The organism is Microbacterium sp. 1154 (assembly GCF_031455375.1).
Classification (GTDB): domain Bacteria; phylum Actinomycetota; class Actinomycetes; order Actinomycetales; family Microbacteriaceae; genus Microbacterium.
In genome coordinates, this window is sequence record NZ_JAVDSN010000001.1 from 1403389 (window position 1) to 1427298 (window position 23910).

At 71.4% G+C, this 23910-nt stretch carries 21 protein-coding genes; 13 read left to right on the top strand and 8 right to left on the bottom strand.

What is annotated here, in order from left to right:
* Window positions 1-12: 12 nt before the first annotated feature.
* Entirely contained in the window at window positions 13-288 is a 276-nt protein-coding gene (locus J2X55_RS06460) for an HPr family phosphocarrier protein (RefSeq protein WP_115915696.1), read from the bottom strand.
* Between the two features lie 19 nt (window positions 289-307).
* A complete protein-coding gene (locus tag J2X55_RS06465; protein WP_115915695.1) occupies window positions 308-634 on the bottom strand; it encodes a PTS sugar transporter subunit IIB in 327 nt (108 codons plus the stop codon).
* Window positions 635-823: 189 nt separating this feature from the next.
* Between J2X55_RS06465 and J2X55_RS06470 the strand changes: the two genes are divergently transcribed.
* Both J2X55_RS06470 and J2X55_RS06475 read left to right on the top strand, forming a co-directional pair.
* Complete coding sequence (locus J2X55_RS06470) at window positions 824-2752, top strand: transcription antiterminator (protein WP_181906335.1); 1929 nt, start codon at window positions 824-826, stop codon at window positions 2750-2752.
* Between the two features lie 604 nt (window positions 2753-3356).
* A complete protein-coding gene (locus tag J2X55_RS06475; protein WP_309822477.1) occupies window positions 3357-3815 on the top strand; it encodes a hypothetical protein in 459 nt (152 codons plus the stop codon).
* A 215-nt stretch (window positions 3816-4030) separates the two neighbouring features.
* Here J2X55_RS06475 and J2X55_RS06480 read toward each other — a convergent pair whose 3' ends face one another.
* Together J2X55_RS06480 and J2X55_RS06485 are read right to left on the bottom strand one after the other, a co-directional pair.
* Window positions 4031-5749 (bottom strand): phospho-sugar mutase, encoded by a 1719-nt coding sequence (locus J2X55_RS06480; protein WP_309822479.1) that lies wholly within the window; start codon window positions 5747-5749, stop codon window positions 4031-4033.
* Window positions 5746-6579 (bottom strand): purine-nucleoside phosphorylase, encoded by an 834-nt coding sequence (locus tag J2X55_RS06485; protein WP_309822480.1) that lies wholly within the window; start codon window positions 6577-6579, stop codon window positions 5746-5748. Before J2X55_RS06485 ends, J2X55_RS06480 begins: the two co-directional genes overlap by 4 nt.
* A gap of 108 nt (window positions 6580-6687) precedes the next feature.
* Between J2X55_RS06485 and J2X55_RS06490 the strand changes: the two genes are divergently transcribed.
* Window positions 6688-8148, top strand: coding sequence for an NAD(P)H-quinone dehydrogenase (locus tag J2X55_RS06490; protein WP_181906419.1), 1461 nt, complete (start codon window positions 6688-6690; stop codon window positions 8146-8148).
* Window positions 8149-8945: 797 nt separating this feature from the next.
* Here J2X55_RS06490 and J2X55_RS06495 read toward each other — a convergent pair.
* Entirely contained in the window at window positions 8946-10712 is a 1767-nt protein-coding gene (locus J2X55_RS06495; RefSeq protein WP_309822481.1) for a biotin carboxylase N-terminal domain-containing protein, read from the bottom strand.
* 77 nt (window positions 10713-10789) lie between these two features.
* The gene (locus tag J2X55_RS06500; protein WP_309822483.1) at window positions 10790-11437 is read right to left on the bottom strand and encodes a Maf family protein; all 648 of its coding nucleotides are present in this window, start codon (window positions 11435-11437) and stop codon (window positions 10790-10792) included.
* Window positions 11438-11533: 96 nt separating this feature from the next.
* Here J2X55_RS06500 and J2X55_RS06505 point away from each other — a divergent pair, with 96 nt between their 5' ends.
* Genes J2X55_RS06505 through J2X55_RS06520 form a run of 4 tightly spaced genes read left to right on the top strand, consistent with a single transcriptional unit; the run spans window position 11534 to window position 15802 of the window.
* On the top strand, window positions 11534-12793 hold the full coding sequence (locus tag J2X55_RS06505) for a TRAM domain-containing protein (RefSeq protein WP_309822485.1): 1260 nt from the start codon (window positions 11534-11536) through the stop codon (window positions 12791-12793).
* A gap of 60 nt (window positions 12794-12853) precedes the next feature.
* A complete protein-coding gene (locus tag J2X55_RS06510; protein WP_115915687.1) occupies window positions 12854-13522 on the top strand; it encodes a response regulator transcription factor in 669 nt (222 codons plus the stop codon).
* Window positions 13515-14771 (top strand): ATP-binding protein, encoded by a 1257-nt coding sequence (locus J2X55_RS06515; RefSeq protein WP_181906334.1) that lies wholly within the window; start codon window positions 13515-13517, stop codon window positions 14769-14771. The genes J2X55_RS06510 and J2X55_RS06515 overlap by 8 nt, the downstream gene beginning before the upstream one ends.
* Window positions 14768-15802: a hypothetical protein gene (locus J2X55_RS06520; protein ID WP_115917287.1), complete on the top strand. Its 1035-nt coding sequence runs from the start codon at window positions 14768-14770 to the stop codon at window positions 15800-15802. The genes J2X55_RS06515 and J2X55_RS06520 overlap by 4 nt, the downstream gene beginning before the upstream one ends.
* Window positions 15803-16127: 325 nt before the next feature.
* Here J2X55_RS06520 and J2X55_RS06525 read toward each other — a convergent pair whose 3' ends face one another.
* Both J2X55_RS06525 and J2X55_RS06530 read right to left on the bottom strand, forming a co-directional pair.
* Window positions 16128-16364 (bottom strand): acyl-CoA carboxylase epsilon subunit, encoded by a 237-nt coding sequence (locus J2X55_RS06525; protein ID WP_309822488.1) that lies wholly within the window; start codon window positions 16362-16364, stop codon window positions 16128-16130.
* The gene (locus tag J2X55_RS06530; protein WP_396653245.1) at window positions 16361-17950 is read right to left on the bottom strand and encodes an acyl-CoA carboxylase subunit beta; all 1590 of its coding nucleotides are present in this window, start codon (window positions 17948-17950) and stop codon (window positions 16361-16363) included. Before J2X55_RS06530 ends, J2X55_RS06525 begins: the two co-directional genes overlap by 4 nt.
* A 157-nt stretch (window positions 17951-18107) precedes the next feature.
* Between J2X55_RS06530 and J2X55_RS06535 the strand changes: the two genes are divergently transcribed.
* The 6 genes from J2X55_RS06535 to J2X55_RS06560 all read left to right on the top strand — a co-directional run bounded on the left by J2X55_RS06535 (window position 18108) and on the right by J2X55_RS06560 (window position 23898).
* Window positions 18108-18890 carry a biotin--[acetyl-CoA-carboxylase] ligase gene (locus J2X55_RS06535; RefSeq protein WP_309822491.1) on the top strand — a complete coding sequence of 261 codons (783 nt, stop codon included), beginning with the start codon at window positions 18108-18110 and terminating at the stop codon, window positions 18888-18890.
* Window positions 18891-18985: 95 nt separating this feature from the next.
* Complete coding sequence (locus J2X55_RS06540; protein WP_181906418.1) at window positions 18986-19507, top strand: PH domain-containing protein; 522 nt, start codon at window positions 18986-18988, stop codon at window positions 19505-19507.
* 122 nt (window positions 19508-19629) lie between these two features.
* Window positions 19630-20763, top strand: a complete 1134-nt coding sequence (locus tag J2X55_RS06545) for a 5-(carboxyamino)imidazole ribonucleotide synthase (RefSeq protein WP_309822492.1) — start codon at window positions 19630-19632, stop codon at window positions 20761-20763.
* A 107-nt stretch (window positions 20764-20870) separates the two neighbouring features.
* Window positions 20871-21338, top strand: coding sequence for a 5-(carboxyamino)imidazole ribonucleotide mutase (purE, locus tag J2X55_RS06550; RefSeq protein ID WP_309823017.1), 468 nt, complete (start codon window positions 20871-20873; stop codon window positions 21336-21338).
* A gap of 53 nt (window positions 21339-21391) precedes the next feature.
* Window positions 21392-22798, top strand: a complete 1407-nt coding sequence (locus J2X55_RS06555; protein ID WP_309822494.1) for an LCP family protein — start codon at window positions 21392-21394, stop codon at window positions 22796-22798.
* Complete coding sequence (locus J2X55_RS06560; RefSeq protein WP_309822496.1) at window positions 22795-23898, top strand: glycosyl transferase; 1104 nt, start codon at window positions 22795-22797, stop codon at window positions 23896-23898. The genes J2X55_RS06555 and J2X55_RS06560 overlap by 4 nt, the downstream gene beginning before the upstream one ends.
* Window positions 23899-23910: the final 12 nt, after the last annotated feature.

Genomic DNA, 23910 nt, shown 5'->3' on the forward strand with positions numbered 1-23910 from the left:
GCTGTGTTTCCTTTACTCGACGTCGTGGTCGGTGGTGAGGAGCTCCGCGAGGCGCTCCAGCGTCGTTTCGGCGTTGTCGCCGTCGGCGGTGAGGGTCACGTAGTCGCCCTGCTCCAGCCCGAGCGCGATGATCCCGAGGATGCTCGCGGCGTTGACGGGCTTGCCGGCATCCTTCGCGAGGGTCACGGGGATGCCGGAGTCTTTCGCCGCCTGCGCGAAGAGCTTGGCGGGGCGCGCGTGCAGGCCGTGCGACGATCCGATGCGGACGGTGCGGGTCAAGTGGGGCATGGTGTCCTCTCCGTCGGGGTCAGATCGTGTCCGTGGGCTGGCGGGAACGCAGGGCGTCCTCGACCAGGGCGAGGGTCCGGGTGCCGCTGCGGTCGGCAAAGACGTCGTCGGGCAGCAGCACCACGCTCACACCGCGGGGTGCGGCCTCGACGCGGATGCGCTCGACCTCGGGGGCCAGGTGGGGACCCACCAGCACGATGTCCGCCGCGTCCAGGTCGATCGGGAGCGACCGCGAGGTTCCCGCCGAAGCGGAGTAATCCAGACCCTTCTCGTGCGCAGCACGACGAACGCGTTGCGCGACGAACGTGCTCGACGCACCCGCTCCACACACCACGAGGATCCTCATCGACCGGCCTTTCTTCCTCTCGATTGTGCGCACCTCGCTCACAGCCGACAACCAGGTTCGTTTCCCACCCCCCGGAACGCGAGTGCCGTGACCATTGCGCCCCGGGCGTGCACGCGCCTGCGCCCGGTGCGGGAGGGCGTGAAAGGATGGACGAATCGCCGCTCACCGGTGCGGCGCGGAGGACGGATCGTGACGACGAAAGCTCGCCAAGACCGCCTGCTGGCCCTGTTGCTGCGGGACGGGGAATGGTCGACCGCGGCCTCGCTCGCCGACGCCCTCGGGGTGACCCCGCGCAGCATCCGCTCCTACGTCACGGCGATCAACGCGCGCGTCGCCGCGGGCGCGGCGATCGAGTCGGGTCCGCTCGGCTACCGCGCCGGGACCGAGGCGGCCGCGGCCCTGCGCGCCCTCACCGGAACGGATGCCGGCACCCCCCGCGACCGCCTGCACACTCTCGTGCGCCGGTTGCTGGACTCCGCCGAGGGGATCGACGTCTTCGACACCGCCGACGCCCTGCACGTCAGTGCGGCGACCCTCGAGGCCGATCTGTCCCGCGTCCGGGGTCTGCTCGGCGGAACCGAGCTCACCCTCGAGCGTTCGGCATCCACCGCTCGCCTGCGCGGAACCGAGGTCGCCCAGCGCCGCCTGCTGTCCAAGCTCGCCCACGACGAGATGGACGCCGGGCTCTTCGACCTCGACGCCCTGCGCCGCACGCTCGGCGAGCAGTCGGTCGGGGCGCGCGCCTTCGGTCCGTTCAAGGCCGAGCTCGTCGCCGAGCTCGGGGCGCTCGGCTACTACGTCAACGAGATCGGCATCGGCGACGTCGTGATGCACATCGCCATCGCCGCCGACCGCACGACCCGCGACCGCGCCCTCGGCTCGCCGGGCGGCGACTCCTCCGACGCGGCGGCCGCGGTGGTCGACGTGCTCGACCGGCTCACCCTCAAGCACATCGGCGTCCAGCTCGGCTCGGGCGACCTGCGGCACCTCGCGACGCTCGTGCTGACGCGCATCGTCGCCCCGGGGTCCCCGGGCGGCGACGACGTGCGCTCCCGCCTCGACCCGTCGGTCGAGGCTGCGGTGCGGCGGGTCGTCGAGAACGCGGCATCCGAGTTCCTCGTCGACATCGCGCACGACGACTTCATCCTCCGTCTGGCGCTGCACGTGCAGAACCTGCTGCACCGCGCGCGCGAGCAGGCGTGGTCGCGCAACCCGCTGACACGGTCGCTCAAATCGACGTACCCGATGATCTTCGAGGTCGCGGTGTACATCGCCAAGGGGCTGCAGGACGGCCTCGGCATCCCGATCCTCGACGACGAGATTGCCTACATCGCCATGCACGTCGGCGGGCGCCTCGAGCGCAGCCGCCGGGCCGACCAGCTGCTGACGGCGACGATCGTGTGCCCCGGGTACTACGAGCTGCACGAACTGCTGCGCTCGAGCGTCGACCGCTCGCTCGGTCAGGCCATCGAGGTCGTCGGCGTCGAGACGCGCATCGACCCGGCCTGGGACTCGATCGAGACCGACCTCGTCCTCACGACGATCGACCCGCCGCGGCCGGGCGACCGGTTCGTCCGCATCCAGCCGTTCCTCACGGGCGCCGATGTCGAACGCGTCCAGGCCGCGGCGGGGCGGATCCGTCGCGGCCGTCGGCTCGCACGTCTGCGGGCCGAGCTCGAACGGTACTTCGCGCCCGAGGCTTTCGTTCGGGGCCTGGATGCCGCCGACGGCGAGGCCGGCGTCATTCGCCGCCTCGGCGGGATGCTCGTGGAGCAGAGCGTGATCGACGACGCCTACGTCGCCCGGGCGGTGGAGCGCGAGGCGATCTCGTCCACGGCGTTCACCGACGCGCTCGCCGTGCCGCACGCGATGGGCATGACCGCGACCCAGACCCGCATTGCGATCGGCATCGCCGACCCTTCGATCGCCTGGGGCGAGGGCCGCGTGCAGGTGGTGGCGCTCGTGGCCTTCAGCGAGACCGATCGCGAGGCGTTCCAGACCGTGTTCGAGCAGTTCGTCGAGGTCTTCAGCGAGCGTGACAGCGTGCAGCGCATCGTGCGCCGGGCGGTGAGCTTCCCCGCGTTCCTCGACGAGCTGGTCGCGGTGATCGACGGCTGACGGCGGGCTTCGCGGGCGTCCTGTGCGGTTTGGGGCGTTCGCTTCCGTTTGGGGCTCCGCATTCCGCGCCCCGAACGGAACCGCGCGCCCCATTTGCTGCGTCTGGGCCCGGGGCACCGCGGGGGCATGCGCACATGGAAGGCGGCGAAGCGCCGCGCCAGGGCATCCGCATCCACCAGGTCTGACCACCCCCAGCGGATGACCGGGCGTCCGGTCGTGCCTCGGATCCAATCCTCGCGCTGCTTCTCGGCCAGGAGGACCTGCTCCGCTGAGCGCCCGGATCGTAGGGCGGGATCCGTGTACTTCCCGCGCCCGTCGAACTCGCCCAGATCCTCACGTCATCCAGGCCGAAGTCGATGTAGTACACCCCGCCGGAGGGCGCCGGAACGCCGACCTGCAGCCGGGGCGGACGCAGTCCCAGTTCGGCGATGCGCACGCGGCTGATGCTCTCGCCGGGCAGCTGCGCGCGGCCGTCGGCGAAGGCGAGGGCCCTCGCCGCCCGCGCCCGACCGTGTGCGGCGCGGCGAGAGGCGTCGAGCGTCGCGGCGGTCACTTTTCTCGCTGCGTCCGCATCGTACGTGCCGGTGGCAGTGACCGCGACGCGGTGGAGGGCGCCGTCGAGGGTGCAGACCGCGGTGGCGAAATCGCACGTCCGGGCGATGTCAGCCATCGTCCGGACCAAACCGGTCAGGCGCAGCCCCCCGCGGTTTTCGACCTCCTGCGGGTCGACGTCGCCGCGATGTCGAACGGCCCGCGCAACTGCTCCGCGGCGACGGTCGTCCAGTATGAGGTGGACCCGTTCCGTATCGGGCCGATACAGCGGCAACCCATGGAGCGCGGCCGCGGTCTGATGCGAGAACAGGGGTGCGTCGGCGCTGACCAACGCGAGGGCTCTCGCGTGCAGAACGATACGTTCCTCCGGCGTGAGCGACCGGACATCGGCGGATCGCACGTACACCGCCGGGCGCAGGCGCGCCAGCGTCCCCTCGCGGAGGAGGGTGTCGAGGCGGTGACGGTCGACCCCGCGGCGCATGAGGTCCGCACGTTTCCACAACGGCGTTGAGAGCGCGGCATTCATGTGCCCCACCGTGCCCGAATCCGCTCGCGGAATTCGTGCCGTCCAGCCCTCCTGTGCACAGCCGAGCGATGCGACAGGCGGGGGAGAACCCGTGCCTACCCAGAAGCGCGAAGTTTGGGGCGGCGATTTCCGTTCGGGGCGCGCCATTACGCGCCCCGAACGGAATCATTCGCCCCAAACCAGGACGAACGGGCACAAACTCAGCGACGCACCGCCGCCAACAGCTCCTCGGCCCCGGCGCGCAGCGCCTCGAGCCGCCGACGCGCCTTCTTCGCCGACGAACCGCGCACGTCGAGGTACAGCTTGAGCTTGGGCTCGGTGCCGCTCGGCCGCACGATCAGGCGCGAGCCGTCGTCGAGCCACAGGCGCAGTACGTCTCCGGGCGGGAACCCGTCGACCCCGAGCAGCAGGTCGTCGATGCGCGACACCGCGATCTCGCCGACGGCGGCGGGCGGCTGGGCGCGGAGGGATGCCATGATCCCGGCGATCTCGCTCACGTCGCTCACGCGCACCGAGATCTGGTCGCTGGCGAACGCGCCGAACGTCTCGCGGAATTCCTGCAGCAGGTCGCCGACCGTGCGGCCCTGGCCCCGTGCCTGGGCGGCCATCTCGAGCAGCGCGACCGCGGCCGAGATCCCGTCCTTGTCGCGCACGGTGCCGGGGTTCACGAGGTAGCCCAGGGCCTCCTCGAAGCCGAACACCATTCCCGGCGCGCGCGAGATCCACTTGAACCCCGTGAGGGTGGAATGGAAGTCGAGACCGTAGTGCTCCGCGACGGCCTGCAGCCCGGGCGACGACACCAGGGAGCAGGCGAGGGATGCCGGCGCCCCGGCGTCTCCGGCAGGGCCGGCGGTCCCGTCGGGGGCGTCTTCGCGGAGTCCCGTGGCCGCGGCACGCGCTGCGCGCCACCCCAGCAACAGGCCGATCTCGTTACCGGTCAACCGGCGCCACCCGCCCTCGGTGTCGGCGTCGGGGATCGCGACGGCGAGGCGGTCGGCATCCGGGTCGTTCGCGATGACCAGTTCGGCGTCGACCGCGCGCGCCGTCTCGAACGACAGGTCCATCGCGCCCGGCTCTTCCGGGTTGGGGAAGGCCACGGTGGGGAAGCGCCCGTCGGGGTGGATCTGGGCCTCGACCACGGTGGGCTGCGGGTATCCGGCCTCGGCCAGCACGCGCGAGACGGTCTCCCAGCCCACGCCGTGCATGGCGGTGTACACCCAGTTCAGTCCCTCGACCCCCGCGGGCGCGGGCGCGACGGCGGCGGTAGCGGCCACGTACGCCTCGACGACCGACTCCGGGGCGTTGGCGTACCCCACCGACCGGGGGAGCGTGGTGATGTTGCCCTCGTCGGCGATGCGCTGGATGTGGGCGGCGATCTCGGCGTCCGCCGGTGAGACGATCTGCGCGCCCTGGTCGGCACCGCCGAGGTAGACCTTGTAGCCGTTGTCGTCGGGCGGGTTGTGGCTCGCGGTCACCATGACGCCGGCGTCGGCGCCCAGGTGGCGCACCGCGAAGGCGAGCACGGGCGTCGGCAGCAGGCGCGGGAGCAGGATCGCGTTGAGCCCGGCTCCCGCGAAGATCTCGACCGAGTCGCGCGCGAACACGTCGGAGTTGCGGCGCCCGTCGTAGCCGACCACGACGGTCGGCGCCGCGCCCGAGGAGCGTTCGAGCAGGTACGCCGCGAAGCCCGCCGCCGCCTGCGCCACCAGCACCCGGTTCATGCGGTTGGGGCCCGCGCCGAGCGTTCCGCGCAGGCCCGCGGTGCCGAACGCCAGGCGCGTCGAGAAGCGGTCCTCCAGGTCGGCCGCGGCCGCCGGGTCGCCCTCCTCGACACGTGCGAGCAGCGAGGTGAGCTCGTCGCGGGTCACGGCATCCGGATCCTGGGCGAGCCAGGCCCGTGCGGCGTCGAGGTGACTCACAGTGCGCCGATCACGCGGGCGAGCAGGGCCGAGATGACGGGCTCGGCGTCGCGGCCGGCCTCGAGCACCTCTTCGTGGCTGAGCGGAGTCTGCTGGATGCCGGCGGCGAGGTTCGTGATGAGCGAGAAGCCCAGGATCTCCATGCCCGCCTGGCGTGCGGCGATGGCCTCGAGAGCCGTCGACATGCCGACGATGTGGCCGCCGATCGCCTTGGCCATCTGCACCTCGGCGGGGGTCTCGTAGTGGGGCCCGCGGAACTGCGTGTAGACGCCCTCGTCGAGAGTGGGGTCGATCTCGCGGGCGATCGCGCGCAGGCGCTTCGAGTAGAGGTCGGTGAGATCGATGAAGGTCGCACCCTCGAGCGGGGAGTCGGCGGTGAGGTTGATGTGGTCGCTGATGAGCACGGGCTGTCCGGGCTTCCACGTCTCGCGGATGCCGCCGGCGCCGTTCGTGAGGATCATCGTGGTCGCGCCCGTCGCCGCGGCGGTCCGCACGCTGTGCACGACGCGTCGGACCCCGTGGCCCTCGTAGTAGTGCGTGCGCGCGCCGATGACGAGGACGTTCTTGCCGCCCGGGGTGCGCACGCTGCGCAGCGTGCCGACGTGCCCCTCAAGAGCGGGCTTGCTGAAGCCGGTGACCTCGGTGGCCGGGAACGACGCCGTCTCGTCGCCGATGAGTTCGGCGGCGCGGCCCCAGCCCGACCCGAGGGTCACGGCGATGTCGTGGTGCTCGACGCCCGAGAGGCGGGCGATGTCGGCCGCTGCGGCCGTGGCGACCTCGAACGGGTCGACCGCCGGGTCATCGAGCGGGTGAGAAGTGCTGTTGGACATTCCCCCACTCTAGAAACTGCGGGGCCCGCGGGCCAGACGGCACACGGCCGTGTCCATCGTGCCGTGCGAGCCTGGGTGGCGCATCGGCGGGTGCCCAGCGCTGACAGAATGGATGCCATGGTGCAGAGCTTCGAGCGCAAGCAGTCCGTCGCGATCGTCGGCGGCGGCCCCGGCGGGTACGAGGCCGCCCTCTCGGCGGCTCAGCTCGGAGCCGACGTTACGCTCGTCGAGCGCGCCGGCGTGGGCGGTTCCGCCGTCATCACCGACGTCGTGCCCTCGAAGACCCTCATCGCCACGGCCGATGCGGCCGTCGCCATCCGCAACGCCAGCAGCCTCGGCGTTCAGCTGTTCGCCAAGGACGACCGGGGCAAGCCGCTGACCCCCGAGGTCGCGATCAATCTCGCCGCCGTCAACCAGCGCCTGCTGTCCCTCGCGCGTCAGCAGTCCGACGACATGCGGTCGTCGCTCCTCGAGGCCGGGGTGCGCATCATCGCGGGTCATGGCCGGCTCGACGGTAACGGCGCCGTCGTCGTCTCCACCGAGGCCGGCGGCACCGACTTCGATCGCATCGAGGCCGAGACCCTCGTCGTCTCGGTCGGCGCCTCGCCCCGCGAGCTGCCCTCGGCGCAGCCCGATGGCGAGCGCATCCTCACGTGGACGCAGCTGTACAACATGAAGTCGGTGCCCTCGCACCTCATCGTGGTCGGTTCGGGTGTCACCGGCGCCGAGTTCGCCTCGGCCTATATGAACCTCGGCGCCAAGGTCACGCTCATCTCCAGCCGAGACCAGGTTCTCCCCGGGGAGGATCAGGATGCCGCGGCCGTCCTCGAACGCGTCTTCCAGCGCGGCGGAATGACGCTGCTGTCGAAGGCACGGGCCGATTCGGTCGTGAACACGGGCGACGAGGTCGTCGTGACCCTCGCCGACGGCCGGACCATCACCGGCAGCCACTGCCTCATGGCGGTCGGCTCCATCCCCAACACCGCCGGCCTCGGTCTCGAGCAGGCGGGCGTGCAGATGACCCCCTCGGGCCACATCCGCGTCAACCGCGTCGCGCGCACCTCGGTGCCCAACATCTACGCGGCCGGCGACTGCACGAACTTCTACCCCTTGGCATCCGTCGCCTCGATGCAGGGGCGTCAGGCGATCTTCCACGCTCTGGGCGACATCGTCATCCCGCTCGAGACCCGCCGCATCACGGCCAACATCTTCACAGCGCCCGAGATCGCCACGGTCGGCTTCAGCGAGCAGGACGTCATCGAGGGCCGTATCGCGGGCAAGGTGCGCAAGCTCCCGCTGTCGGCGAACCCGCGGGCGAAGATGCAGGGCATCACGGACGGTTTCGTCAAGCTCATCGCCCGCGAGGGCAGCGGCACCGTCATGGGTGGCGTGATCGTCGGCCCCAAGGCGTCGGAGTTGATCTACCCGATCGCGATCGCCGTCGAGCGCCGCCTCACGGTCGACCAGGTCGCGCGCGTGTTCGCGGTGTACCCCTCGCTCACGTCGAGCATCACCGACGCGGCGCGTGCCATGCACATCGTCGACCGCGACGATCCCGGCGAGGACTGAGCATCGCGGATGCCGCGGCTCCGCGGCATCCGTCGCTGTTCGGCGGGGTGGGGTGCGGCGCGTGCCCGTGCGTGAACGCCGTTCGCGTACAACCGCTTCTTCGGCGTAAACGCTGTTCGCGCGCGTAAACGCGTTGTGCTCGCGTTTCTGCGCGTGGATCGCGTTTATGCGCGGGTGTGCGCGTCTCGGTGGGGCCTGAGCGTGACGGATGCCGTGGGCGTGCGGCATCCGTCGCCGGTTCGGTGTCCCGTGGCCGGCCGAGTTCGCGCGGAAACGTCGTCCGCGTATAAACGCTGTTCGCGCGCGTAAACGCGTTGTGCTCGCGTTTCTGCGCGTGGATCGCGTTTATGCACGGGTGTGCGCGTCTCGGTGGGGCCTGAGCGTGACGGATGCCGTGGGCGTGCGGCATCCGTCGCCGGTTCGGTGTTCCGTGGCCGGCCGAGTTCGCGCGGAAACGTCGTCCGCGTATAAACGCTGTTCGCGCGCGTAAACGCGTTGTGCTCGCGTTTCTGCGTGTTGATCGCGTTTATGCGCGGGTGTGCGCGTCTCGGTGGGGCCTGAGCGTGACGGATGCCGTGGGCGTGCGGCATCCGTTGCCGGTTCGGTGTTCCGTGGGGTGCCGGGTTCGCGCATAAACGCCGTTCGTGCATAAACGCTGTTCGCGCGCGGAAACGCGTTGTGCTCGCGTTTCTGAGCGTGCACCGCGTTTATGCGTGAGGGGGAGCGTCCCCAGCGGTGACGAACGACGGCGCCGCGCCCCCGAGGGAACGCGGCGCCGGTCGAACGGGACGCCGGCGTCAGCTGATCAGCAGCAGCTGATGACCGGCCGAGACGGTGGTGCCGGGGGCGGCGTCGATGCCCGCGACCGTGCCGTCCTTGTGCGCCTGGATGGGCTGCTCCATCTTCATCGCCTCGAGGACGACGACCAGGTCGCCCTTGACGACCTGCTGGCCCTCTTCGACGGCGACCTTGACGATCGTCGCCTGCATCGGCGACTTGACCGCATCGCCGGTGGCGCCGGCGGTGGGCGATGCCGCGTGCGAGCGACGCGTCGGGGGAGCGGCGGCCGGGCGACCCACCTGGGGGGCCGCGGCCGTGATGCGGTCGGGCAGGCTGACCTCGAGACGCTTTCCGCCCACCTCGACGACCACCGTGTGGCGGCCGGTGGCGGCGGCGGGCGCCTCGAGCTCGCCGTCCCACGCGGGGATGTCGTTGACGAACTCGGTCTCGATCCAGCGCGTGAAGACGCCGAACGAGCCGTCCTCAGCGGTGAAGGCGGGGTCGCGCACGACCTTGCGGTGGAAGGGCAGCACGGTCGGCATGCCCGCGACCTCGAACTCGTCGAGGGCGCGGCGGGCGCGCTCGAGCGCTTCAGCACGGTCGCGACCGGTGACGATGATCTTCGCCAGCAGCGAGTCGAAGGCACCCGAGACGCTGTCGCCGGCGGTCACACCGGAGTCGAGGCGGATGCCGGGGCCGCCGAACGTCTTGAAGACGTGGATCGGGCCGGGCTGGGGGAGGAAGTTCCGACCCGGGTCCTCGCCGTTGATGCGGAACTCGATCGAGTGGCCGGTCGGCGCCGGATCGTCGTATCCGAGTTCTTCGCCTTCGGCGATGCGGAACTGCTCGCGCACCAGGTCGATGCCCGTGACCTCCTCGGACACGGGGTGCTCGACCTGGAGGCGCGTGTTGACCTCGAGGAACGAGATGGTGCCGTCGGCGCCGATGAGGAACTCGCAGGTGCCCGCACCGACGTAGCCGACCTCTTTCAGGATGGCCTTGGATGCCGAGTAGAGCACCGCGTTCTGCTCGTCGCTGAGGAAGGGGGCCGGGGCCTCCTCCACGAGCTTCTGGTGGCGACGCTGCAGGGAGCAGTCGCGGGTCGACACGACGACGACGTTGCCCGCGGCATCCGCGAGGCACTGGGTCTCGACGTGACGCGGCTTGTCGAGGTACTTCTCGACGAAGCACTCGCCGCGCCCGAAGGCGGCGACGGCTTCGCGGGTGGCCGACTCGAACATCTCGGCGACCTCGTCGAGCTCGCGGGCGACCTTGAGGCCGCGTCCGCCGCCGCCGTACGCGGCCTTGATGGCGATCGGCAGGCCCACCTGCTCGGCGAAGGCGATGACCTCGTCGGCACCCGAGACGGGGCCGGGGGTGCCGGGGGCCAGCGGTGCGCCGACCTTCTCGGCGACGTGGCGCGCAGTGACCTTGTCGCCGAGCGACTCGATGGCATCCGGCGAGGGGCCGATCCACACGAGACCGGCGCCGATCACGGCGCGGGCGAAGTCGGCGTTCTCGGCGAGGAAGCCGTAGCCGGGGTGGACGGCGTCGGCGCCGGAGCGGCGCGCGACCGAGAGGATCTTCTCGATCGACAGGTAGGTGTCGGCACTGGTCGCACCGTCGAGGGCGTACGCCTCGTCGGCGAGGCGGGTGTGCAGGGCGTCACGGTCCTGATCGGCGTAGACGGCGACCGACGCCTTTCCCGAATCGCGGGCGGCACGGATGACTCGGACGGCGATCTCGCCGCGGTTGGCGACAAGGACCTTGGCGATCTTCGGCATCCTCCCAGCCTAGCGAGGGGGCACCCCCGGTTTTTGACCCCCCTCGACAAGAAACGCCGAGAAACGTGTGGGGGAGTCTACGAACGATTCCACAGTGCGGTCCACGAACCGCCGAGTTCCCGCACCAGGCGGCGGATGGTGGACAGGGACATCCCGACCACCGTGGAGGGGTCGCCCTCGACACGTTCGATGAAGGCGCCGCCGAGGCTGTCGACGGTGAAAGCCCCCGCGACGAGCAGCGGTTCGCCGCTGGCGACGTAGGCGGCGATCTCGTCGTCGTCGACGTCGCCGGCGAAGGTCACCGACGCCTCCGCCACGGCGTGCGCTTCGCGCAGCTCGCAGCCGGGGGAGAGGCGGAACACGCTGTGGCCCGAGTGCAGCACGCCGGTGCGGCCGCGCATGTCGAGCCAGCGGGCGGTCGCGGCCTCCGGAGTGTAGGGCTTGCCGAGGATCTCGTCGCCGAGCGCGAACATCGAGTCGCCCCCGATGACGAAGCCGTCGAAGTCGGGCTCCTCGGCGTGCAGGCGGCGTGCGACGTCCTGGGCCTTGCGCCGCGCGAGCAGCAGCACGTGCTCCGCCGCGGGGAGCCGGCGCCCCTCTGCCGCCTCGACCTCGGCGACCACGGCCTCTTCGTCGACGCGCGGTGCGCGCGCTTCGGGTTCGATCCCCGCCTGCCGCAAGAGCATCAGACGGGCGTTAGATGTGGATGCCAGACACACGCGCATGCGTCAACGCTACCGACGCGCGCACCCGGGCGTCGGCGGTTCTGCGCCGGCGGCGACCCCCATGGCGCTCCCGGCCGCATGTGACAGGCTCGGAGCATGCACGACGGCGACCTCATCGAACTCGACATCACCGGTATCGCCCACGGCGGTGTGTTCGTCGGACGGCACGAGGGACGCGTCGTCTTCGTCTCGGACACGCTGCCGGGCGAGCGCGTGCGCGCGCGACTCACGGAAACGCGCAAGAAGGCCTTCTGGCGTGCCGAGGCCGTCGAGGTCGTGGATGCCGCTGCCGAGCGCCGTCCGCACGTTTGGCGGGCGGCCGACATCGACGTCGACCCCGCGATGCGCGTGGGCGGGGCCGAGTTCGGCCACATCGAGCTGTCGCACCAGCGCGCCCTGAAGGAGCGCGTCGTCCGCGAGGCGATGGAGCGCGTGGGCCGCCTCGAGCTGCCGATCGATCTTCGTCCCGCGGGAGACGCGGAGCACCTGGAGAGCGTCGACGGAACCGGGTGGCGCACGCGCGTGAGCCTGCACGTCGACGACGAGGGCCGCGTCGGGGCCTACGCTGCGCGCTCGCACCACGTCGTCGAAACCCCCGACCTGCCTCTCGCGACCGAGGCCGTCGCCCGGGCGGCCGCCGAGGTGCGCGCGGGGGCGCGTCCCGGGCGCATCGATCTCGTCCAGCCGGCCGACGGGCGCGTCCGCGTGCTGCCGCGGCCCGACGGGGAACGCTCGAGCGCCGCCCCCGAGGTCGTCGAAGAGGTCGTGGGCGAGCGCGTCTTCCGCGTCGACGCCGGGGGTTTCTGGCAGGTGCACCGACTGGCCGCCCACACCCTGACGTCGCTGGTGAAGGCGGAGCTGATCGCGTCCGTGGGCGAACTCGACCCCGAGGCGACGCATCTCGACCTCTATGGCGGGGTCGGGCTCTTCGCCGCGTCGCTCGGCGAGCTGGGCGGGGCGTCCACGCGCATCGTCAGCGTGGAGTCGGACCCCCGCGCGACCGAGCACGCCGGAGAGAACCTCTCCGAGTGGGTGGGCGCGCGCGCCGAGACGGCCCGGGTCGATCGCTTCGTGCAACGCCTCTCCTCCCACGCCTCCGAGCGCGAGCGCGAACGGCTGTCGCGCGGGGTCGTGCTGCTGGACCCGCCGCGTGCGGGCGCCGGTCGGGTGGCGGTGGAGGGCATCGCCGCGCTCTCGCCATCGGCCATCGTCTACGTCGCGTGCGATCCGGTCGCGCTCGCCCGCGACCTGGCGTCGTTCGCCGAGCGGGGTTATCGCGCGGAGCGCGGCATCCGGGCTGTGGATGTTTTCCCGAACTCACATCACGTCGAGGCCGTGACCGTCCTGCGCCGCTGACGCGCCGGTCCGTCAGACCGCTTCCGGCGCACCGGGCCCCCGCGCCGATACGATGTGGGGATGACGCGCGTCGCCCTGATCGATGACCACGAGTCGGTCCGACTCGGGCTGGAGGCCGCTCTCGCGCGCACCGAGACCACCGAGGTCGTCTTCTCGGGCGCGAACGTCGCCCTGTACCTCTCGTGGCGCAAGGCGGCGGCGGCGACTCCCGCCGACGTCGTCGTGCTCGACCTGACGCTCGGCGACGGCACGACGGTCTCGGAGAACGTCGACCGTGTCGTGCGCGACGGGTCGAGCGTGATCATCCACAGCGTCGCCGACCGCGCCGCCGCGGTGCGCGAGGCGCTCGCCGCCGGTGCCGCCGGGATCGTCAGCAAGTCGTCGCCGACGCACGAGGTGCTCGGCGCCATCAGTACCGTCGCCCGCGGCGAGGTGCTCGACAACGTCGAGTGGGCCAGCGCCGTCGAAGGCGATCGCGAGTTCGCCGACGCGCAGCTCTCGGCCCGCGAGCGCGAGGTCCTGCGCCTGTACGCCGCGGGGCTGCCGTTGAAGGCCGTGGCCGATCGTCTGGGCGTCGCCTACTCCACGGCCAAGGAGAACATCACCCGCGTCCGCGTGAAGTACGTCGAGGTGGGGCGTCCGGCACCGACCAAGGTCGACCTGCTGCGGCGCGCCATGGAAGACGGCATCCTGCAGGACGCACCCGATGACGCTCCACTCCATGGCTGACACCCACCGGTCCGTCCTCGACGAGGCATGGGGCCGCATCCCCCATACGCGGGAGGGGCAGGCGGAGCAGGGGGCTTTCACGCAGACGCGCATCGAGCGCGTCATCACCCTCATCGTGGGTCCGGGCTCTCTCGTGCTGGGACTCCAGGCGTTCGTCGCCGCCTTCGGCCCCGGAGACGAGGCCGCCGGATGGCACATGCCCCTCGTGCTGTCCGTCTTCGTCCCCCTGGTGGCCATGATCGTGGCGTGCACCGTGGGGCGGTTCGCGCGGGTCTTCTCGGGCATTTTCGCGGTGGTGTTCCTGCTCGCTCTCGCCTTCTGGCCGATCGCCACGGACGGAGGGCCCACACCCGTCCCGACCGAGAACCCCTGGATCTTCTACCTCATCAACGTCGCCACCGTCGCGACCGTCGTCGCGTTCCCCCTTTGGCTGCAGATCGTGTGGACGGTCGCGGCTCCGCTGCTGTTCGGTGTGGTCCGCCTGCTCCAGGCCGGCGGCCGCACGGAGTTCGTCCTCCCGATCGCGCTCGACGTCTCGTTCGCTCTGATCCTGGGCAGCGTGCTCGTGACCCTCGGCTGGATGTACCGCTCCATCGCCGCCAACGTGGATCAGGCCCGTGCCTCGGCGGTGTCGAGCTACGCCGCGGCGGCCGCGACCGCCGCGACCGAGCACGAGCGCGTGGCCGTGGCCGCGCTCATGCACGACAGTGTGCTGGGCGCCCTGCTCGCGGCGGACCGCGCGAGCACTCCTCGCGAGCGCACCCTCGCGGTCAGCATGGCGCGCGAGGCGCTGACCCGACTGGCCAACGCCGAGAAGGACTCCCTCGAGGGCAGCGACGAGCCCGTGTCGGCACCGCGTCTGGCCGACGACATCGAAGCGGCCGCTCGAGACCTCGGCGTCGATCTGACCGTCCTCCGCCACATCGACGAGGGCACCCCGCACGTGCCGGGCCGCATCGCGCGTGCGCTCGTGCTCGCGGCGATGCAGGCGGTCGCCAACGCCGTCCAGCACGCCGACGCGCAGGGTCTCACCGTCCAGTTGACCGGTCACGCCTCGCCCGGGAGGGTCTCGGTGCGGGTGCGCGACACCGGACCCGGTTTCGACGTCGCCTCGATCCCGGCCGACCGTCTCGGCATCCGCGGCTCGATCGATGCGCGCCTCGCGGCCGTCGGCGGTCGCAGCGAGATCGACTCCCACGCGGGCGGAACCACGGTGGCTCTCGAGTGGGAGAGCGGGGACCGCTGGTGACCGTCCGCTCCATCCTGTCGGTCATCGGCTTGGCCTTCACCGCCTACCTGGCCGCCCGCGGTCTCATCTGGACCTCGCCCGAGAGCGTCGTACGCGGGTGGCTGATCGTCGCGGCCCTGGTGATCTACCTGCCCGTGACGTGGTTGTGGATCTTCGCGATCGGCGCGCGCGACAGGGGCGGGAAGTCGTCGTCGGCGACGCGGGCGTACCTCGCCGGGTGGGACGTCGCCCTCGCCTTGTTCGTGGCGGTGGTCGTCTCGAACGCCCCGTTCCTCGCCGTGACCGAGGCCGGTCGCACGCAGCCGTTCGTCACCTGGGTGATCGGTGGCGTCGGTGCGCTCATGACCATCGTCATGGTGCGGCGCCGCCCGATCGTCGCCTGGGTGGGCATGCTGATCCTCGCTGTGTCGACGTCGTTGTGGCTGGGACCGCTGCAGGCGCTCAGCCTCGGTCTCGTGGGCTCGATCGTCTGGGTCACGGCGGCGCAGCTCGTCACCATCGCGCTCGACCGCGCGGCGCGCGACGCCGAACGCCTCGCCGAGCTCCAGCAGGCGGCATCCGCGTGGCAGGCTTCGCAGAGCGGTCGTCAGCGTGAGCGCCGCCTCCACGTCCAGCGGGCGCTGCAGACGGCGGGGCCGATCCTCGCCCGCACGATCGAAAACGGCGGCAATCTCCGCGCCGCGGACAAGCAGGCCGCCCGGCGGGCCGAGGCGAGCCTGCGCGACGAACTGCGGGGGAACCGCCTCCTCGACGACGGTGTCCGCGCCGAGATCGACTCCGCACGTCGCCGCGGCTCCGCGGTCAGCCTCTTCGACGAGGGCGGCCTCGAGGGGCTCGGAGCCGGCGACCTGAACGGCATCCGGGCGGAGCTGGCCGAGATCTTGCGCGAAGCGTCGTCGGAGCGCGTGATCATCCGGACGTCGCCGCACCACGAGATCGCCGTCACGATCGTGGGTCGTTCGGCCGGCGACGGCGCCGGGGGCGACGACGATCAGGTCGACCTCTGGCGCGAGATCCGTCGTCCGCGCTGATCGCGGTCCGTGAGGTCGGCCCACCGGCCGGGCCTAGTCGGCGACCCACCGGTCGATCTGGCGGCGCGGGCGCGGCCGGCGGCGACGACGTGAGGGGGGTCCGTCGACGCTGCCATGCCCTCCGCGGGGGAAGAGGATGAGGGTGAGGGGCGGCGGTTGCGCCTGCCCCTCACCCGTGCGAACGGTTACCCGAAAACCGTCCGCGCGGTCGAATCCGGCTCTAAGGAGCGGTCCGACCGAACGCGTGATGCGTTCCAGCTCCTCCAGTATTCGGCAGCGGCCCGCGGACGTCTGTAGGTATTTCGGGGGACATTTCGGGCGGATGTCAGCCGGTGAAGCCGTGCCATCCCGCTGTGCGGTTCAGCGGGGTCCGCAGACCCCGTGCCGAGAGCTCCCAGCGCGAGCGCGGAGCGTGGTCGGGGACGGTGGCGTCGGCCACCTCGCGCACGTACGTTTCGCTGACCACGACGATCGCCGCGGCCAACTCCTCTTCGGTGGGAGTGCCCCGCACGACCTCCGCCACGACGGGCGGAAGATCGCGGGCGGCGTCGGCGTCGCTCACAGGGGGATGTTCCCGTGCTTCTTGGCGGGCAGGCTCGCGCGCTTGTTGCGCAGGGCCCGCAGCGCCTTGGCGATCGAGACGCGCGTCTGCGCCGGCTCGATGATGCCGTCGAGCTCGCCGCGCTCGGCCGCGAGGAACGGGGATGCCACGTTGTACGTGTACTCGTTCGCGAGGCGCGTGCGCACGGCGGCGACGTCTTCGCCGGCTTCTTCGGCGCGCTTGATCTCGCCGCGGTACAGGATGTTGACCGCGCCCTGACCGCCCATGACGGCGATCTCGGCGGTAGGCCAGGCGAGGTTGATGTCGGCACCGAGCTGCTTGGAGCCCATGACGATGTACGCGCCGCCGTAGGCCTTGCGCAGGATCACAGTAACCAGCGGAACGGTGGCCTCGGCGTAGGCGTACAGCAACTTCGCGCCGCGGCGGATGACGCCGGTCCATTCCTGGTCGGTGCCGGGGAGGTAGCCGGGCACGTCGACCAGGGTGACGATGGGCACCGAGAACGCGTCGCAGAAGCGCACGAAACGGCTGGCCTTCTCGCCCGCGTCGATGTTCAGCGTGCCCGCCATCTGCGAGGGCTGGTTGGCGATGATGCCGACCGTGCGCCCCTCGATGCGGCCGAAGCCGATCACGATGTTCGGCGCGAACAGCGGCTGCACCTCGAGGAACTCTGCCGCATCCACGATCCCGTCGATGACGGTGTGGATGTCGTACGGCTGGTTCGGGGAGTCGGGGATGACCGTGTTGAGCGAGCGGTCGGCATCCGTCGTCTCGAACTCGAAGGGGGTGTCGTAGACGGGGATCTCGGCGAGGTTGTTGTCGGGGAGGTAGCTGATGAGGCCGCGCGCGTAGTCGATCGCGTCGTCCTCGTCGTCGGCGAGGTAGTGCGCGACGCCCGAGCGGGTGTTGTGGGTGTGGGCTCCGCCGAGCTCTTCCATGCCGACGTCTTCGCCGGTGACGGTCTTGATCACGTCGGGGCCGGTGACGAACATCTGGCTGGTCTTGTCGACCATGATGACGAAGTCGGTGAGGGCCGGGGAGTAGACCGCGCCGCCGGCGGCGGGGCCCATGATGATCGAGATCTGCGGGATGACGCCCGAAGCGGCGGTGTTGAGCCGGAAGATCTCGCCGTACTTGCCGAGGGCGACGACACCCTCTTGGATGCGGGCTCCGCCCGAGTCCAGGATGCCGATGATCGGGATGCCGCTGCGCAGGGCCAGCTCCATCACCTTGATGATCTTGTCGCCGGCGACCTCGCCGAGCGATCCGCCGAAGGTCGAGAAGTCCTGCGCGTAGACCGCGACCGTGCGGCCGTGGATCGTGCCCGTGCCGGTCACGACGGAGTCGCCGTAGGGGCGGGACTTGTCCATGCCGAAGGCGGTGGTGCGGTGGCGCACGTACTCGTCGAGCTCGACGAAGGAGCCGGGATCGACCAGCATCTCGAGGCGCTCGCGGGCGGTGAGCTTACCCTTCGCGTGCTGCTTGTCGCGGGCGGCGGTCTCGGCATCGACGACCGCCTCCTGGAACCTGTTGCGGAGGTCCGCGATCTTGCCGGCGGTGGTGAAGAGATCGGGCTGGTCGGTCACGCTTTCCACCCTAGCGACCGCACCGCCGCCCGCGTTGGAGGGTGCACACAAGCGAAGTCGCGAGGCGCTGTGGCATCCGTCCAGGCCCTGCCGTGTCCGCCCGAGCGGAAGAACGCAAGTGGATGCCGGGAGCCCGACGGTTCCCTAGGGTGTGCTCATGCCGATCCCCGCCGCCGGATACCCGCACGCCGCCGCCCACAGCCCTCGCGTCCAGGTCGTCGAGACGACCGACTCCACCAACGCCGACGTGATCGCCGCGGTCACCGCCGACCCCGCGGGGTGGCCGCACCTGTCGCTGCTCGTCACCGACGACCAGCGCGCCGGGCGCGGGCGCCTCGACCGCACCTGGACCGCCCCGGCCGGAACGGCCCTCGCCGTCTCGGTGGTCGTCGACGCGACGATGATCCCGGCGGAGCAGCGCGGGTGGATCCCGCTCGCGGCCGGAGCCGCCATGACCCGCGCCGTCCGCGCCCAGCTCACGGGCCACGGCGGGACGGTCGAGCTGAAGTGGCCGAACGACGTGCTCGTCGACGGAGGCAAGATCTGCGGCATCCTTGCCGAGGTCGTGCCCGGGGCGCCCGACACCGTCGTGGTGGGGGCGGGCGTCAACACGCGCATGAGCCGCGCCGACCTGCCCGTGACGACCGCGACCTCGTTCGCCGCGATCGGCGCGGAGTGCGATGACGACCGGCTGCTCGCCGACTACCTCGAGGACCTCGGCAAGACCCTGGCCCGTCTCGTGCACGACGACGTCGAGCGCGTCCACCACGAGATCGAGAAGCTCTGCGCCACCGTCGGCAGAGAGGTCACCGTGGCCCTGCCCGACGGCTCGACGCTCCAGGGCACCGCGGCACGTCTCGATCGCGACGGTCGCCTCGTCGTCGACGCCGGCACCATCGAGACCGTGGTCTCGGCCGGCGATGTCGTCCACGTGCGCTGACGGCGCGGCGCTCCGCGTGGCGGCGGGCCGCGAGCGCTCGCGTCTCGCAGAATGAGACCGTGACCCAGCCGTCGAACTCGATCGGGCGCCCGCGCATGCCGGCACCGGGGACGGCCGCGCCCGAGCTGCGGATCGCGCGTCTGCGCTCGCACGCGCGGCGGCTGTTCTGGTCGGCCCTCGTGCTGATCGGAGTGGCCGGGGCCACGGCGTACTTCTACGACAACCTCCCCGCGCCGTACGAGAACTGGATGCTGCTGACTGCGGCGGGCGTCCTCGTGCTCTTGCTCGTGGTCATCCCGTACCTCGTGTGGCTCTCGCACACCTGGACCATCACCACGCGGCGCGTGATCGAACGCTCGGGCCCGTTTGGCGCGAACCGCCGCGAGATCTCGCACGTCCGCGGGTACGCGATCCAGATGCGCCGCGGCATCCTGCAGCGGATGTGGGGAGCCGGGACCCTGTCGCTCTCGAACGGCGTCGAGCCGGTGCTGCGTCTGAAGAACATCCCGCACGCGGTCCTCGTGCACGAGACGCTGGTCGACCAGGTCGAGGTCAACCAGATCCTCGCCCATCGCGACGCGCAGACCTTCGGTTCCGGAGCCGTCCCCGGGGTCTGAGCGGCATCCGGGCTCGTCCGGACGCCGGAAGCCCCTCGCGTGCCCGACGTCGCGGCATCCCTGCACCCGGCTCGCGTCCTCGCGAGCGGCCCGACAGAATGGATGCCGACGGAAGGAGCGGCATGGCGCTGCGAGTCGGAGTGGTCGGTGGCGGACAGCTGGCGCGGATGATGATCGCGCCCGCCGTCGAGCTCGGGATCGAGATCCGCGTGCTCGCGGAAGACGAGGGCATGTCGGCCGCGCTCGCCGCGAGCGCCGTCGGCGACTATCGCGACGCCGACACGGTGCTGGCCTTCGCGCGCGACGTCGACGTCATCACCTTCGACCACGAGCACGTCCCGCAGGACGTGCTGGCCGCCCTGGTCGACGCGGGTGTCTCCGTCCACCCCGGGCCCGCGCCCCTCGGCGTCGCGCAGGACAAGCTGGTCATGCGCGCGAAGATGGCCGAACTCGGACTCCCGCAGCCCGACTGGGCGGCGGTCTCGACGGCATCCGAGCTGCAGGACTTCCTCGACGCTCACGGCGGTCGTGCCGTCGTGAAGACCCCGCGCGGCGGGTACGACGGCAAGGGCGTGCGGGTGGTCTCGGCCGCGACCGAGGCCGACGACTGGTTCGCCGCCCTGGCCGAGGACGGCAACGGCGGTTCGCTGCTGGTCGAGGAGCTCGTCGACTTCACCCGTGAACTCGCCCAGCAGGTGGCCCGGCGCCCCTCGGGCGAGGTCCGCGCCTACCCCGTGGTCGAGACCGTGCAGCGCGACGGCGTGTGCGCCGAGGTCGTCGCCCCGGCTCCTCGCGCCGACGCGCGCGTGCAGCGCGTGGCCGCCGAGATCGGCGTCGCCGTCGCCGAGGGGCTCGGCGTCACCGGGATGCTCGCCGTCGAGCTCTTCGAGACGAGCGATGAGCGCATCCTCATCAACGAACTCGCCATGAGGCCGCACAACAGCGGCCACTGGACGCAGGACGGCGCGGTCACGAGCCAGTTCGAGCAGCACCTGCGCGCGGTGCTCGACCTGCCTCTGGGATCCACGGATGCCGTGGCCCCGTGGTCGGTCATGATCAACGTCCTGGGGGGCCCTGTCGAGGGCACGCTCGACGAGCGGTTCGCCGCGGCGATGGCCGCCCACCCCGCGGCGAAGATCCACACCTACGGCAAGGCCCCGCGCCCGGGCCGCAAGGTCGGGCACGTCAACGTCATCGGCGACGACCTCGACGACGTCGTCTACGAGGGGCGCGCCGCGGCCGCGTTCTTCGACTGAGCGAGGCGTGTGAGCGCGCCGTTCCGAGATCTTCCAGCGAGTCGACCTACCCTGGACCGGTGACCCGGCCGCTGCATTCTTCCGAGACGCCCGTGGTCGGCGTCGTCATGGGCTCCGACTCCGACTGGCGCGTGATGAGCGCCGCCAGCGAGGTGCTGACCGAGTTCGGTATCCCGCACGAGGTCGAGGTGGTCTCGGCCCACCGCACCCCCGACAAGCTCGTCCGCTACGGCCGCGAGGCGCGCGGGCGCGGGCTGCGCGCCGTCATCGCCGGGGCCGGGGGCGCCGCGCACCTGCCGGGCATGTTGGCATCCGTCACCGCTCTTCCCGTCATCGGCGTGCCCGTGCAGCTGGCGACGCTCGACGGCCTCGACTCGCTGCTGTCGATCGTGCAGATGCCCGCGGGGATTCCCGTCGCCACCGTCTCGATCAACGGGGCCAAGAACGCGGGGCTTCTCGCGGCCCGGATCCTCGGGAGCGCCAACGCCGACCTGGCCGAGCGCGTCGAAGCATACGCGCGCGACCTCGAGGCGCAGGTCGAAGAGAAGAACCGACGTCTGAAGGACTCTCTGTGACGCTCGCGGCAGCTCGGCCTCGCGCACGCGCGCACGTCGTCGAACAGCGTCCGATGCGTCACCCCGACGCCACCTCGCTGCCCGTCATGACCCGCCGCGGCTGGTGGCTCGTGGCGCTGAACTTCCTGCTGCCGGGATCCGCCCAGGTGCTGGCCGGCAACAGGCGGCTCGGGCGGTTCGGTCTCGGGGCGACTCTGGCGATGTGGACGATCCTGGTGCTCGCGGGGCTCGGCGCGCTGCTCATGCCCAGCGGTCTGTTCGCGCTGGCCACCGGATCGTTCATCCCCGACTTCCTGTCGTGGTTCCGGCCGCTGCCGCTGACACTCGTGCAGATCGTCCTCATCGGCTACGTCGTGCTCTGGATCGTGCTGACCATCGACACGCTCCGCCTGGTCCGACTCGTCAAGGTCGGGCCGTTCTCGCGCGTCGCCATGGCCGTCCTGTCGGTGGGCCTTCTCGTTCTCTCCGGCTCGGGGGCGGCATGGGCGGCCCAGACGGCGGGGACGACGCGCGACGCGTTCTCGGAGCTGTTCGCCGAGTCGGCGCCGGTCGTGCCGCCGTCCGACGGGTACTACAACATCCTCCTTCTCGGTGCCGACTCGGGTGAGGGACGCGACTCGATGCGCTTCGACAGCATCTCGGTCGTCTCGATCAACGCCGACACCGGGGCCACCACCATCACCGGTATCCCACGCGACATGCCGCACTTCCCGTTCGCGCCGGGACCCATGCAGGACGAATACCCGGACGGGCACACCGGCCATGCGAACGCGACCTGCGGGTGGGGGAGCGGCATTAACCAGCTCCGCACCGAGGTCGAGGTGTGTCAGGACGGCAACAAGCTCTACCCGAACGCGGTGTCCGAGGGCTCCGAGCCCGGCATCGAGGCGACGAAGGACGCCGCCGAGGGGATCATGGGCATCCAGATCCCGTACTACGTGCTGATCGACATGAAGGGTTTCGCCGACCTCGTCGACGCGCTCGGCGGCGTCGACATCGACGTCAAGGAGCGCCTGCCCAAGGGCGGCCCCGCCTACGACGGCCAGCCCGTCGACGACTGGGCCTTCGGCTGGGTCGAGCCCGGTCAGCAGCACATGAACGGCGACACCGCCCAGTGGTACGCCCGCTCGCGCTACACCACGAGCGACTTCGACCGCATGCGTCGCCAGCGCGAGCTGCAAGAGGCGATCCTCGCGCAGACGACGCCGCAGAACGTGCTCACACACTTCCAGGACGTCGCCACCGCGGGCACCAACATCGTGCAGACGGATCTGCCGCAGAGCCTTATCGCCCCGACCCTCGTGAACCTCGCCATGAAGGCGAAGGATCAGCCGGTCGGAACACTGGAGCTGACACCGGCGGGCGGTGTCGACGAGTTCGACCCGGACTACGCCCAGGTCCAGCAGATGGTGCACGACAAACTGCACCCGGCGACCGAGACGGAGGCGCCCTCCTCGTGACCGTGACCCTTCGCGTCGTGCTGGACCAGCTCGTCGCCCCGACCTCCCGCGACCTGGCCGAAGCCTCGGCCTCGCTCACCGACGCCCTCGTCGCCACCGCCCCGCGGGGCTGCGACGTCGGCGCCATCGTGCCGTCCCCGGGCATCTCCGAGGACGAGGCTCCCGCCGGCCTCAGCTCCGAGACGCGTCTGTCGATGCGACGGCGCGAGCTCGCGGCATCCTGGCAGCTCGGGGTGGCTCCCGGCATCGGCAAGGGACTCATCCACTCGCCGACCCCGCTGGCACCCCTGGTGCGGCACGACCGCGTGAACGAGACGCACCAGATCGTGGTGACGCTGTGGGATCTGCGTGCGTGGGAGACGCCGGACGAACTGCCCAAGGCCGAGGTCCTCGCCGCTCGCGCGCTGCTGTCCCGGGTGGGCAAGCACGCGGATGCGGTGATCGTGCCGACCCACGCGATGGCCGAGCGCCTCGCGGAGGTCGCGAAGTCGAAGCTTGTGAAGAAGGTCCGTGTCATCGGCGGGGCGCCCGCCGCGGGGCTGCGCGTGCCGTCGGATGCGGTGGGGCGCCTGCGCGCCCTCGATCTGCCGTCGACCTTCGTCGCCGCCGCCGGTGGGAGCGCGGCCTCCGACGCCCTCGGCACCGCCTTCGCCGCCGTGGTCGCGTCGGGATGGGAGGGTGACGTCGTCGTCCTCGACGTTCCCGAGGGGGAAGAACCGGCGGTCGCCGACCTCGCCGCCGCCGCCGGCCTCGCCGAGGCGCGCGTCCACGCCCGTGGCTCCCTCGACCGCTGGGATCGCGCAGCGGTCCTCTCGCACGCCGCGGCTTTCGTGGCCGCCAGCCCCCGCGCCGACTGGCCCTGGCGAGCGGTCGACGCCCTCGCGGTGGGGGTGCCCCTCGCCGCGGTCGACACCCCGGTCCTGCACGAGGTGCTCGCCGATGCCGCCGCCTTCGCCGCCGCCGACGAGCTCGGCTCCGCCCTGGCTCGCGCCCTGGGGGAGGACTCCGAGAGACTGCGCGTCCTGGCCGGCGACCGCGCGAAGGGCTTCGCGTGGAGAGCGTCGGCCGAGCGGGTGTGGGCGCTGCACGCGGAGCTGTGATGCGAGCGGCGG